The following is a 12,559-nucleotide window of genomic DNA, read 5'->3' as shown; positions in this document are numbered from 1 at the left end:
GCACAGGGGGTTGCGGATTGCTGTGAGGGGACCCCTCACGGCAAAGTCGCGGCCGTTGTTCGCGCTCGGGCAGGCCCGTCACGGTTACGGTGGGAGGGTGAGCGGCGACCGGTTCTTCTCCTCCTTCGAAGAGGGGGATCCGTTACCGGGCAGTGACGTCGGGATCGGCGTCGGGATCGGCGCCGGGCCCGTCCGCTCGCCCACCGCCCGCACCGGTGCCGGATTCACCGGGCTGCGGGCCCTGCGCTACACGAAACCAGGGGTCCACCGGCTGTTCGAGGTGGATCTCCCGGTGACCGAGCACACCGAACTGTCCTATGTGGTCTTTCCCGAGTCGGACGGGGAACCCACCTACCGCAGCACCCTCGTCGCGCTCGATGTCGAGTTCGACGACGGCGGCGGGCTCACCGGCCGGCTCGATCCCAAGTCGCTTTACCTCGACCAGTGGAACCTTGTGCGGCGGCCCCTGCCCGCCGGGCGGCGGGTCCGCGCGATCCTGCTCGTGGTGTCCGGCGAGGGTACCGGCTGGGTCGACGACGTGCGCGTCGCCGAGCGGCCGCCGCGCCCCCGGGAGCCGGTGGACCACGTGCGCACCACCAGGGGAACGCACTCCAGCGCGGAGTTCTCGCGAGGCAACACCTTCCCGGCGACCGCGGTGCCGAACGGCTTCAACTTCTGGACCCCGGTCACCGATGCGGCCTCGACGAGCTGGCTGTACGAGTACCACCGCCGCAACAACGCGGCGAACCGGCCCGAACTGGCCGCCTTCGCGGTCAGCCACCAGCCGAGCCCCTGGATGGGCGACCGGCACAGCTGGCACGTGATGCCCGGTGACGGGCGGGCGCTGGCCTTCGGGCACGAGCACGAGATCGACCGGCCCCATCACTACGGGGTGCGCTTCGACTGCGGGATCAGGGTGGACCTGGCGCCGACCGACCACGGCGCGCTGTTCGAATTCGGGTTCCCGGGCGCGGCCGAGGTGCGGTTCGGCTGCCGCCGCGGCGGGGTCCGGCTCGACCCGCGTCACGGGATCGTCACCGGACACAGCAGCGTGGCCGGCCGCCTGTCCGTGGGGGCCCGGCGGATGTTCGTGTACGGAACCTTCGACGAGCCAGGGCGCCGGCGGGGCAGGGGTCTGCGGTTCCCGGGTTCCACCGTGCGGTTGCGGATCGCCACTTCGCTGATCAGCCTCGCGCAGGCCCGCCGCAACCTCGAGGAGGAGATCCCGGCGGGCACGACCTTCGAGCAAGTCACGGACCGGGCCCGCGCGGCCTGGCGGGACCTGCTCGGGCGGATCGAGCTGACCGGGGCCACCGAGGACCAGCTCACCACCTTCTACTCGGGCCTGTACCGGCTGTTCCTCTACCCGAACTCCGCCCACGAACAGACCCCGGGCGGCCGTCACCACGCCAGCCCGGTCGTGCGGCGGCTGCGGCCCAGCACCCGTACCCGCACCGGGGCGAAGGTCACCGGCGGGCCGATGTCGGTCAACCACGGGTTCTGGGACACCTACCGCACGGTCTGGCCCGCCTACGCGCTGCTGGCGCCGTCCCGCTGCGGCGAGCTGATCGAAGGGTTCGTGCAGCAGTTCCGCGAGGGTGGCTGGATCTCCCGCTGGTCCTCCCCCGGCTACGCGGACCTGATGACCGGCACCAGTTCCGACGTCGCGTTCGCCGACGCCTATCTCAAGGGCGTGCGGAACTTCGACGCCGGGACCGCCTACCGGGCGGCGCTGCGCAACGCGACGGTCGCCCCGCCGAACCGCGCCGTGGGCCGCAAGGGCCTGCACGAGTCGATCTTCCTCGGCTACACCCCGCTGTCCACCCCGGAGGGCCTGTCGTGGGCGCTGGAGTCGTGCGTCGACGACTTCGGCCTCGCCGGGTTCGCCGACGCACTCGGGCATCCGGACGAGGCCCGCTACTTCCGGGACCGGGCGCTGCGCTACGTGCACCATTTCGACCGGCGCACCGGCTTCTTCCAGGGGCGGCACGCCGACGGCCGGTGGCGGTGGGACCCCTCGGCCTACGATCCGGCGGTCTGGGGATACGACTACACCGAAACCAACGGCTGGAACACCGCGTTCGGCGTCCCGCACGACGGCACGGGCCTGGCCGCCCTCCACGGCGGCCCGGCCGCCCTGGAGTCCCTGTTGGACACGTTTTTCGCCACCCCGGAAACGGGCCGCCGTCCCGGCTCCTACCGGGGTGTCATCCACGAGATGACGGAGGCGCGGGACGTGCGGATGGGCCAGTACGGCCATTCCAACCAGCCTTCGCACCACATCCCGTTCCTCTACCTCCACGCCGGTGCCCCGGCGAAGGCGCAGGCCGTGGTGCGGGAGGTGCTGACCCGCTGCTACCTGGGCAGTGAGATCGGCCAGGGCTATCCGGGCGACGAGGACAACGGTGAAATGTCCGCCTGGTACGTCTTCGCCTCGCTGGGGCTGTACCCGCTAGCCCCCGGCGGCGCGAGCCCCGGCTACGTACTCGGCGCGCCGCTGTTCGGCCAGGCGCGGATCCGGCTGGAGAACGGGAGGCACGTGATCATCACCACCACCGGGCGCGGTCCCTACGTCGAGGGTCTGCGGGTCGACGGAGTACCGCACGAACAGGCCTGGATCGCCCACCACCGGCTGACCGCGGGCGCGACGCTGGAGTTCCACCTGTCGGAAACCCCGTCCCAGTGGGGCACGGAACCGCCGTCACTCACCACGGACGGGCGACCCCCGCGTCCGCTGACCGACCTGGTTCCGGCCCGGGCCCGCGCCTCCGACGGCACCGCGGTGACGGCACTGTTCGACGACACCAGCCGCACCCAGATCACCTTCCGCACCGCGACCCCGGTCGTGGAGTACACGGCGGAGGGTCCGCCGAGGCCGGTGCAGATCTACACCCTCACCTCCGGCACCGGCGGCGCGCCGAGTGCCTGGACATTGGAAGGCTCCGCCGACGGGCACCGCTGGGAGGTACTGGACGAGCGGGACGGCGAGGTCTTCCCGTGGCGGCGCCAGACCCGCCCGTTCGCGCTCGCCCGCCCCGCCGCCTTCGTCCACTACCGGTTGCGGGTCACCGCGGCGGCGGGCAGGCGCGCCTGCCTCGCCCAGTGGGAACTGCTGGCCGGAGAGCGATGATGGAACGTCTCCTGCTCATGTGGGACAGGCTGCGCGACCGGCTGGTGGCCGCCGACCCCGGCCTGCTGCGGTTGCGCCGCGCCCTGCTGGCGGTGTTCGGCATCGGCCTGTCGATCGTCGTCCTGCTCGCCGCGGGCAGGACGATCCCGACGATCATGGTCGCCGCGGTCGCGGCCATGCAGGCGGCCTTCACGGTCAACGACCGCGCACCACGGGCACAGGTGGTGACCCTGGTGCTGGCGTTCTGCTCGGGGGCGCTGTCGATGACCTGTGCCGCGTTCGGCCAGGCGGCGCCGCCCCTGGACAACCTGCTGTTCATCGTGCTGATCTTCCTGGCGGTCTACGCGCAGCGCTTCGCCCCGCGCGGCAACGCCCTCGGCGCGCTGGCCTTCTTCATGTTCTTCTTCGCCATGTTCCTGCGGATCCAGCCTGCCCAGCTGCCCGGATACCTGCTCGCCCTCCTCGTCGGCATCTGCGCGAACGGTTTCGTCCGGTTCGGGGTGCTGCGCCGCGATCCGGACCGCGAGCTGCTGCGGATCCGCAAGGCCTTCCGCGCCCGGCTCTCCGCGGTGGCCAGGGCCGCGGCGGCGTACCTGGCCGGTGGCGGCACCGGATGGCGGCGGCAACAGCTGCTGCGCGCCGACTCCCGGTTGCACGAGGCGGTCCTGATGATCGAGGACGCGATCGGCGAGGTCCTCGACCCGCCCGCGTCCGACCTGCTGCGACGCCGCGCGATCGAGGTCGAGCTGGCCGCGAAGTGGCTGTCCATCACCACGCGCCGCACCAGTACCGAAGAACTGCCCGACGAGGTCCGCGACGAACTGATCGGCAGGCTGCTGCGCTTCGAATCGCTCATCGAGCACGACCCGCAGGAGCTGCCGGTGATCAGCGACACCGACGAGTTCAGCAGGATGCTCGTCTCCGGCAGCCGCCTCGACCGGCGCGGCCCTGGCGACGACCTGCGGCGCGCCATCGCCGAACTCGCGCTGGCCGACGTCAACGCCCAGCGGATCGCCGAGCACGACTACTCCGCCGAGGCCCAGATCCCGGAGCCCGAACCGCCCGCGAAGAAGCGGCTCGTCGCCTACGACAACCAGACCCGCAGCGCCATCCAGGCGATGATCGGCGGCGGCCTGGCCATGCTCGGCGGTGAGCTGGTTTCGCCGCAGCGCTGGTACTGGGCCGTGCTGACGGTGTTCGTGGTGTTCCTCAACACCTCCACCGCGGGCGCCACACTGGTGAAGGGCATGCGGCGGGTCTCGGGCACCCTCGTCGGGATCTTCGGCGGGATGCTGCTCGCGCTGCTGGTCACCGGCAACGTCACGGCCACCGTGCTGCTGATCCTGGCCTGTGTGTTCTGCGTGGTCTACACCGCGCGCGTCTCCCAGGTGGTGATGTCGTTCTTCGTCACCTGCCTGCTCGGCCTGCTCTACAGCCTGCTGGGCGCGTTCACCCTGGAGGTGCTGTGGCTGCGGGTGGCCGAGACCGCGGTCGGCGCGATCGCGGGCATCCTGGCCGCGATCGCGGTGGTGCCGGTGCGCACGCGCACGGTGCTGCGCTCGGACCTGGAGTCGGTGCTGGCGGACCTGCGGGACTTCCTCGAGGCGGCCGAGTCGCTGCTGACCGGCCGGGAGAACGTGAACGTGATCGAACTCTCGCGTGAGCTCGACCGCTCCGTCGAACAGGTCCGGACCACAGTGGAGCCGCTGACGCATCCGATGAGCGTCAACAGCCGTCGCGACTACGGCTCCTACGTACTCACCACTTTGGACCGGATCTCCTTCCGGGCCCGCCACGTGGCCGCTCGCGCCGAGCCCGGCCTGCTGTCGGCCGACGACCGGCTCACCACCCTCACCGGCCGCCTGATCGGCAATATCGGGATCCTGCTCGAGGCGGTCGGAAACGGCACGCAGCGCCGACTCGACCGGGGTGGCGAAACCTCGGTGACCACGCGGGAGGACACCGCGCAGGCCCGGTCCGTCCTGTTGAGCCTGAGCAGGCTGGACGAGGCCGTGATCGCGCTGGGGCGGGTGTTCGGCGTCCGGTCCACGGAATCGGTTCAGGCGAACGTGAGGCGACGCACCCGGTCGGTTTCGGCGGGGACGGATAGCATCACGAACACAAGCGACGCCGAGCTTGCCGCCCCCGGCCGGGCCGAGGCAGGTGAGGGCTCGCGCACAACGGAACCCGTCCGCAGGAGTACGCAATGACCCAAGCCCCCGTCAACGTCACCGTCACCGGCGCCGCCGGCCAGATCGGCTACGCGCTGCTGTTCCGCATCGCGTCCGGTCAGCTGCTCGGCCCGGACACCCCGGTGAAGCTGCGGTTGCTGGAGATCCCGCAGGCGGTCAAGGCGGCCGAGGGCACCGCGATGGAACTGGAAGACGGGGCGTTCCCGCTGCTGGCCGGCACCGACATCTTCGACAACCCGAAGCAGGCCTTCGAGGGTGCGAACGTCGCGCTGCTGGTGGGCGCCCGTCCGCGCACCAAGGGCATGGAACGCGGTGACCTGCTCGAGGCCAACGGCGGCATCTTCAAGCCGCAGGGCGAGGCGATCAACGCCGGTGCGGCCGACGACATCAAGGTGCTGGTGGTGGGCAACCCGGCCAACACCAACGCGCTCATCGCCCAGTCGCACGCGCCCGACGTGCCCGCCGAGCGGTTCACCGCGATGACCCGCCTCGACCACAACCGCGCGCTCGCGCAGCTGGCCAAGAAGCTCGGTGTCACCGTCGCCGACATCAAGAAGATGACCATCTGGGGCAACCACTCGGCCACCCAGTACCCGGACATCTTCCACGCGGAGGTCGCGGGCAAGAACGCCGCCGAGGCCGTCAACGACGAGACCTGGCTCGCCGAGGACTTCATCCCCACCGTCGCCAAGCGCGGCGCCGCGATCATCGAGGCCCGGGGCGCGTCCTCGGCCGCGTCGGCCGCCTCCGCCGCGATCGACCACGTCCACACCTGGGTCAACGGCACCGCCGAGGGTGACTGGACCTCCATGGCCGTGCCGTCCGACGGCTCCTACGGCGTGCCGGAGGGCCTGATCTCGTCGTTCCCGGTCACCACCAGGAACGGCAAGTACGAGATCGTGCAGGGCCTGGAGCTCAACGAGTTCTCCCGCACCCGCATCGACGCCTCGGTCGCCGAGCTCTCCGAGGAGCGCGACGCGGTCCGGGGCCTCGGCCTGATCTGATCCGGTGCCGTGAAGGGTCCCTTCACGGTCGATTCGACTGTGAAGGGACCCTTCACGGCCACGCCAGGGGCCCAGAGGGGGTGTGGGTCAGGCGCCGGTGAGGCCCCGGCGTGCCAGGAGCGGGGCGATCTCGGGGTCGCGGCCGCGGAACTCGCGGAAGGCCGTCATCGAGTCGACGCTCCCGCCGCGGCCGAGCAGCGTGCGCCGGAAGTGGTCGCCGTTGGCGCGCCGGAGCCCGCCGTTCTCCCGGAACCATTCCACGGTGTCGGCGTCGAGCACCTCGCTCCAGATGTAGGAGTAGTAGCCCGCCGAGTAGCCGCCGCTGAAGATGTGCGCGAAGTAGGTGCTGCGGTAGCGCGGCGGCACCTCGCGCAGCGCCACTCCGGCCCGCTCCAGCGCGGCCGACTCGAAACCCGCCACATCCCCGATCCCGGTGTCCGGGGCGAGGCCGTGCCACGCCTGGTCGAGCAGCGCGGCCGCCAGATACTCCGTCGTGGAGTACCCCTGCCCGTACCGCGCGGCGTCCTGGAGCCGGTTCACCAGCCGCGACGGCAGCGGCTCGCCCGTCTCGTGGTGTTTGGCGTAGTTCGCCAGCACCTCGGGCCACAGCATCCACATCTCGTTGACCTGCGACGGGTACTCCACGAAGTCACGGGGCACGTTCGTGCCCGCGAACGTGGGGTGGCGCACGGCGGACAGCAGCGCGTGCAGGGCGTGCCCGAACTCGTGGAAGGCCGTCACCACCTCGTCGAAGGTGAGCAGCGTCGGCTCGCCCTCCGGGGGGCGGACGATGTTGAGGTTGTTCACCACCACCGGTCGTTCGCCCAGCAGCTCCGACTGGTCCACGAAGGTGTTCATCCACGCACCGCCACGCTTGGAGTCCCGCGTGTAGTAGTCGCCGAGAAACAGCCCCAGCGGGCCGCCGTCGGCGTCGGACACCTCGAACACGCGCACCTCGGGGTGGTACTTGGGCAGGTCGTGGCGTTCGGTGAAGGTGAGCCCGTAGAGCTGGTTCGCCGCGAAGAACACACCGTCGCGCAGGACGCGGCCGAGTTCGAAGTACGGCCGCAGGGTGGCCTCGTCGATGTCGTAGCGGGCCTTGCGCACCCGCTCGCCGTAGAAGGCCCAGTCCCACGGCTCCAGCGTGGCGCCCGGGAGGTCCTGTTCGAGATAGCGCTGCAACTCCTCGGCGTCGCGGCGGGCGTTGGCCACCGCGGCCGGGGCGAGGCGTTCCAGCAGGCCGAGCGCGGCTTCGGAGGTGCGGGCGGTCTCGTCCGCGATGACGTAGGCGGCGTGGTTCGCGTACCCGAGCAGCGCGGCCCGCTCGGCCCGGAGGGTGGCGATCCGGGACAGCAGTTCCCGGTTGTCGTACTCGTTGCCCCGCGTGCCCCGCGATTCCGAAGCGCGGAACAGCCGTTCCCGCAGGGCCCGGTTCTCCAGCGAGGCCAGCAACGGCTGACTGGTCGGCAGGCTCAGCGTCAGCAGGTACTTGCCGGTCTCGCCGCGGGAGGCGGCCGCTTCACCCGCGGCGGCGATCGCGTCCTCCGACAGCCCGGCCAGTTCCGCGCGGTCGTCGACGAGCACGGCCAGTTCGTTCGTGTCGTTGAGCAGGTTCTCCTGGAAACGGGTGCTCAAGGTGGACAGTTCCTCGTTGAGCGCCCGCAACCGGCGCTGGTCCGCCTCCGGCAGCCCCGCGCCCGCGCGCTGGAAGTCGGTGTGCACCCGCTCCAGCAGCCAGGCCGACTCCGGGTCGAGGCCGAGTTCCTCCCGCCGCCGGAACAGCTCCTCCACGCGGTCGAACAGCTTCGGGTTCAGGTGGATCGCGTCGCGGTGGGCGGCCAGCTTCGGCGCCATCTTCGCCTGCAGCTCCTGGCGGTAGGGGCTGGTGTCCGAAGAGGTCAGGTTGAAAAACACCGCCGACACGCGGCCCAGCAGCCTGCCGGACCGCTCCATGGCCACGATCGTGTTGTCGAACGACGGTGGTTCCGGGTTGGTCGCGATCGACTCGATCTCCGCCGCGTGCTCGGCCAGTCCCACCTCGAACGCGGGCTCGAAGTGCTCGTCGGTGATGCGGTCGAACGGCGGCAGCGCGTAGGGCAACTCGCTCGGCGCGGCGAACGGATTGTCCGGTGTCAACTGGGTGGTCACAGGCGGCCCTTCTGTCCCGTCGAACCCCCGACCTGCGCGTCGGAGGATGCCTTCTTCCTACCGCGCTTGGGCTTTTCCGGCACGATTCCGGAGAAGTCGGCACCGTGGTCGTTGAGGCGGAGCACGAACGGGCGGGTCTCGGTGTAGCGGATCACCGAGACCGAAGCAGGATCGACCACGATCCGCTGGAAGGAGTCGAGGTGCTGGCCGAGCGCGTCGGACAGGATCGCCTTGAGCACGTCGCCGTGGCTGCACAGCAGCCACACCGCGTGGTCGCCGTGCTCGGCGGTGATCCGGGCGTCGTGCTCGCGGACGGCCGCCACCGCACGGGCCTGCATGGCGGCCAGGCCCTCACCGCCGGGGAACACCGCCGCCGACGGGTGCGCCTGCACCACCCGCCACAGCGGTTCCTTCGCCAGCGTCCTGAGTTCACGGCCGGTCCACTCGCCGTAGTCCACTTCGGACAGCCGCGGTTCGATCGCGCGGCCGAGGCCGAACTCGTCCAGCAGCGGCGCGACGGTCTGCTTGCAGCGCAGCATCGGCGACACGACCGCTTCGGCCAGCGGCACGCCGGCCAGCCGCGCGGGCAGGGCCTTGGCCTGGGTACGTCCGGTGTCGTCGAGTCCCACCTTGGGGGACCGGCCGGCCAGCACACCCGACCCGTTGGCGGTCGAGCGGCCGTGCCGGAGAAGGATCACGGTAGCCACGCCCCGAGGGTAGCCGCGCGCCGGTCCCGGCCGGGGACCGGCGCGCGGCCACGCCGCCACGCCGCCGCACAGAGGCCGATCAGAGGCCCGTCAGAGGTCGGGGCCCGCGTTCGGGTCGAGCGTTCCGGTGGCGATGAGCGCGAACAGCAGCGCGCCCAGCGCGAGCCGGTAGATCACGAACGGCAGGAAGCTGTTCGTCTTGATGTAGCGCATGAGCCACGAGATGACCAGGTAACCCACGCCGAAGGACACCAGCGTGGCCAGGATCGTCGGCCCCCACTCCGGGCCGGCGCCCTCGCCGATCTTGCTCACCTCGTACAGGCCGGAGCCGAACACCGCGGGCATCGCCAGCAGGAACGAGTACTCGGCGGCGTCGGCGCGCGTGTAACCGAGCAGCAGGCCCGCACTCACGGTGCCGCCCGAACGCGACACACCCGGGATCAGCGCGAGCGCCTGGGCGAGACCGAAACCGATGCCGTGCGGCACGGTCAGGTGCTCCAGGGTCCGCTTCTTCGCGCCGGCCCGGTCGGCCAGCAGCAGGATCAGGCCGAACACGATCAGCACGGTCGCGGTGAGCCGCAGGTCGCGGAAGGTGTGGTGGATGGCGTCCTGGAACAGCAGTCCCAGCACCACGATGGGCACCGAACCGATGATCACCAGCCAGCCCATCCTGGCATCCGGGTCCTGCCGCCACTCCCGCCGGTACAGCGAGAAGAACCAGGCACGCAGGATGTGGCCGATCTTGCGCCCGAAGTAGAGGATCACCGCGAGCTCGGTGCCGATCTGGATGACCGCGGTGAACGCGGCACCGGGATCCCCCCACCCCGCGAGCGCCGCCGTGATGCGCAGGTGCGCGCTGGAGGAGATCGGCAGGAACTCGGTCAGGCCCTGCACCAGGCCCAGGACGATGGCTTCGAACCAGCCCATGATCACCGGGCCCTGTCGTGTCCCGGCAGTGCCGGGTTCTGTCGGATTTGCACGATCCGAGAGGGTATCGATGACGTCGATGGCCCCTCGGGCACCCCTGCGCACCGGCCCTGAAACGGTCCCGAGGGCGGCACAGTTACTCTCTGTCCCCATGGAGAAGCGACAGCTCGGCAGCTCGGGACTCCGCGTCTCCAGGATGGCGCTGGGCACCATGAGCTGGGGCAGCGAGACCGACGCCGACGAGGCGGCGAGCCAGCTGGTCGCGTTCGTGGACGCCGGCGGCACCCTGGTCGACACCGCCGACATCTACGCCGACGGCGACGGGGAGCGGATCCTCGGTTCCCTGCTCGGCGACGTGGTCCCGCGCGAAGAGGTGGTCATCGCGACCAAGGCCGTGGCGCGCCGCAACGACGGCCCGTTCGGGGGCGGCGCCTCGCGGGGCGCGCTGCTGTCGGCACTGGACGGCTCACTGCGGCGCCTCGGCGTGGACCACATCGACCTGTGGCAGCTGCACGCGTGGGACGACACCGTCCCGCTGGCGGAGACGCTGTCCGCCCTGGACTACGCGGTGCGCTCGGGCAAGGTCCGCTACACCGGGGTCTCCAACTACTCGGGCTGGCAGCTCGCGACCGCGGCCGCCGGGACCTCCCTGGTGTCCACCCAGGTCGAATACTCGCTGGTCGAACGCGGGGTGGAGCGGGAGGTGCTGCCCGCCGCCCGGCATCACGGCATCGGCATCCTGCCCTGGGCCCCGCTGGGGCGCGGGGTGCTCACGGGCAAGTACCGCACCGGCACCCCCGCCGACTCGCGCGGCGCGTCACCGGCCTACGCGGGCTACGTCGAACAACACCGCACCGACCGGGCCGCCCGCATCGTCGAGGCCGTGACGACCGCGGCCGACGGTCTCGGCACCTCCCCGCTCTCCGTGGCGCTGGCCTGGGTGCGCGACCGGCCCGGGGTGGTGGCGCCGGTGGTCGGCGCCCGCGACACCGGGCAGCTGACCGGTTCGCTCGCCGCGGAGGCCATCACCCTCCCCGACGCCATCAAGGCCGCACTCGACGACGTCAGTGCGATCCAGTTCGGTTACCCGGAGCGGTGGCCCAAATGACAAGCAGGTGACAGCAAGGTGACGTGGCGGGCATTGTGGAGGATGCTGGGGCTCGACGACAGGTCCGGAGGTCGTGTGCGGAGGTCCGCCGTGTGGGTCACGATGCCACTGGCGTGTGCGCTACTGGCTTCCGGCTGCACGTCCGACACCGGCAAGGGCGGTGACGAGCTGCAGATCGTGGCCAATCCGGTGGCGGCCGCGGCCGCCGTCTCCCCGGTGCCCGCCACCCCTCCGGCGGGCACGGTGGTGGCGGCCTCCCCGGTGACCGCGATGGCCACCGACGCGGCGAGCCGCACCCTCGCCGTAGCCGTGGACCAGCCCGCGTCGGTGCTGCTCTACCGTCTGGACGACCTCACCGCGTCCCCGGCCAGGGTTCCCGTCTCCGGCACCGTCGAACGGCTGAGCTTCGCCGGCGGCCAGGTGCTCGCGGCCATCCCCGGCAAGGGTGTCGTCGACCGGATCGGCCCGGACGGGCACGCGAGCGAAGTCGCCGTGCCCGGCCAGCCCGCCGACGCGGTCGGCAGCGACGGCGACACGCTCGTGGCCGTCCGCGACCGCAAGGCCGTCGACGTCGTCCACGGCGACACGGTGACCAAGACGATCAGCGGCGGTCTCTACAGCGCCGACCAGGTGGTGCGCTCCGGCACGGAGACGCTCGTGCTCGACCGGCTGCGCACGGCCGTGTTCTCGCTGGACGTGGCGAACGGGCAGGTCGGTTCCGGGCTGCGCGCCGGTGACGGCGCCACCAACGCCGTGGCCGACTCGTTCGGGCGCGTGCTGGTGACCGACACCCGGGGCGGCGCGCTGCTCGCCTTCTCCACCAGCCCGCTGCTGCTGCGCCAGCTCTACCCGGTTCCCGGCGGGATCTACGGCATCGCCTACGACCCCTCACGCGCGCTGGCCTGGGTCACCCTGACCGAGCGCAACGAGGTCGTGGGCTTCGACGTGCGGGGCGGCGAGCCGGTCGAGAAGTACCGTTTCCCCACCGTGCGTCAACCCAACTCGGTGACCGTCGACGAGCGGACCTCCCGGGTGCTCGTCGGCTCGGCAACGGGAGAAGGGATCCAGGTGATCCAGCCATGAAGTCACAGGAGGCGGTGGTCGACGAAGACTGGGAGTACCGACGGCTGCAGCTACCACCGGGCCTGTCCCGCCGTGCGGCCGCCACCCAGTTGTCCATCCACGCCGAGTTCGCCGGATGGGAACTGTCCACCGTCCGGCTCTACGCCGACGGCTCCCGCCGCGTCTGGCTCCGCCGGAAGCGCCAGCCCGCCGCCACCGGGTACCTGGCCTCCTGACCGGGAACGCCTCGCTGTTGCTGCCGTGAAGGGTCCCTTCACGGT

At 71.3% G+C, this 12,559-nt stretch carries 9 protein-coding genes; 6 read left to right on the top strand and 3 right to left on the bottom strand.

Annotated elements, in window-relative coordinates:
• Positions 1 to 97: 97 nt before the first annotated feature.
• Genes FNH05_RS19355 through FNH05_RS19345 form a run of 3 tightly spaced genes read left to right on the top strand, consistent with a single transcriptional unit; the run spans position 98 to position 6,326 of the window.
• Positions 98 to 3,130, top strand: coding sequence for a GH92 family glycosyl hydrolase (locus FNH05_RS19355; RefSeq protein WP_144590105.1), 3,033 nt, complete (start codon positions 98 to 100; stop codon positions 3,128 to 3,130).
• Positions 3,127 to 5,340: an FUSC family protein gene (locus FNH05_RS19350; protein ID WP_246127830.1), complete on the top strand. Its 2,214-nt coding sequence runs from the start codon at positions 3,127 to 3,129 to the stop codon at positions 5,338 to 5,340. The genes FNH05_RS19355 and FNH05_RS19350 overlap by 4 nt, the downstream gene beginning before the upstream one ends.
• The gene (locus FNH05_RS19345) at positions 5,337 to 6,326 is read left to right on the top strand and encodes a malate dehydrogenase (protein WP_144590104.1); all 990 of its coding nucleotides are present in this window, start codon (positions 5,337 to 5,339) and stop codon (positions 6,324 to 6,326) included. The genes FNH05_RS19350 and FNH05_RS19345 overlap by 4 nt, the downstream gene beginning before the upstream one ends.
• A gap of 87 nt (positions 6,327 to 6,413) precedes the next feature.
• Here FNH05_RS19345 and FNH05_RS19340 read toward each other — a convergent pair whose 3' ends face one another.
• From FNH05_RS19340 to FNH05_RS19330, 3 genes are all read right to left on the bottom strand, one after another.
• A complete protein-coding gene (locus FNH05_RS19340) occupies positions 6,414 to 8,474 on the bottom strand; it encodes a M3 family metallopeptidase (RefSeq protein WP_246127829.1) in 2,061 nt (686 codons plus the stop codon).
• Entirely contained in the window at positions 8,471 to 9,181 is a 711-nt protein-coding gene (locus tag FNH05_RS19335; RefSeq protein ID WP_144590103.1) for a histidine phosphatase family protein, read from the bottom strand. The genes FNH05_RS19340 and FNH05_RS19335 overlap by 4 nt, the downstream gene beginning before the upstream one ends.
• A 90-nt stretch (positions 9,182 to 9,271) precedes the next feature.
• Positions 9,272 to 10,108: an undecaprenyl-diphosphate phosphatase gene (locus tag FNH05_RS19330; protein WP_144590102.1), complete on the bottom strand. Its 837-nt coding sequence runs from the start codon at positions 10,106 to 10,108 to the stop codon at positions 9,272 to 9,274.
• A 151-nt stretch (positions 10,109 to 10,259) separates the two neighbouring features.
• Between FNH05_RS19330 and FNH05_RS19325 the strand changes: the two genes are divergently transcribed.
• The 3 genes from FNH05_RS19325 (at position 10,260) to FNH05_RS19315 (ending at position 12,514) form a co-directional block, all read left to right on the top strand.
• Complete coding sequence (locus FNH05_RS19325; RefSeq protein WP_186382627.1) at positions 10,260 to 11,216, top strand: aldo/keto reductase; 957 nt, start codon at positions 10,260 to 10,262, stop codon at positions 11,214 to 11,216.
• A 75-nt stretch (positions 11,217 to 11,291) separates the two neighbouring features.
• On the top strand, positions 11,292 to 12,299 hold the full coding sequence (locus FNH05_RS19320) for a YncE family protein (protein WP_144590101.1): 1,008 nt from the start codon (positions 11,292 to 11,294) through the stop codon (positions 12,297 to 12,299).
• Positions 12,296 to 12,514: a DUF5703 family protein gene (locus tag FNH05_RS19315; RefSeq protein ID WP_144590100.1), complete on the top strand. Its 219-nt coding sequence runs from the start codon at positions 12,296 to 12,298 to the stop codon at positions 12,512 to 12,514. The genes FNH05_RS19320 and FNH05_RS19315 overlap by 4 nt, the downstream gene beginning before the upstream one ends.
• Positions 12,515 to 12,559 lie beyond the last annotated feature (45 nt).

This window comes from Amycolatopsis rhizosphaerae (genome assembly GCF_007713715.1).
Taxonomy (GTDB): Bacteria; Actinomycetota; Actinomycetes; order Mycobacteriales; family Pseudonocardiaceae; genus Amycolatopsis_E; species Amycolatopsis_E rhizosphaerae.
This window is presented reverse-complemented; position numbering and strand designations above follow the sequence as displayed.

Bases quoted from the DNA above. Each gene is read 5' to 3' on its own strand.
- FNH05_RS19350 (WP_246127830.1), top strand. From the start codon at position 3,127: ATGATGGAACGTCTCCTGCTCATGTGGGACAGGCTGCGCGACCGGCTG.
- FNH05_RS19345 (WP_144590104.1), top strand. From the start codon at position 5,337: ATGACCCAAGCCCCCGTCAACGTCACCGTCACCGGCGCCGCCGGCCAG.
- FNH05_RS19330 (WP_144590102.1), bottom strand. From the start codon at position 10,108: ATGGGCTGGTTCGAAGCCATCGTCCTGGGCCTGGTGCAGGGCCTGACC.
- FNH05_RS19325 (WP_186382627.1), top strand. From the start codon at position 10,260: ATGGAGAAGCGACAGCTCGGCAGCTCGGGACTCCGCGTCTCCAGGATG.
- FNH05_RS19315 (WP_144590100.1), top strand. From the start codon at position 12,296: ATGAAGTCACAGGAGGCGGTGGTCGACGAAGACTGGGAGTACCGACGG.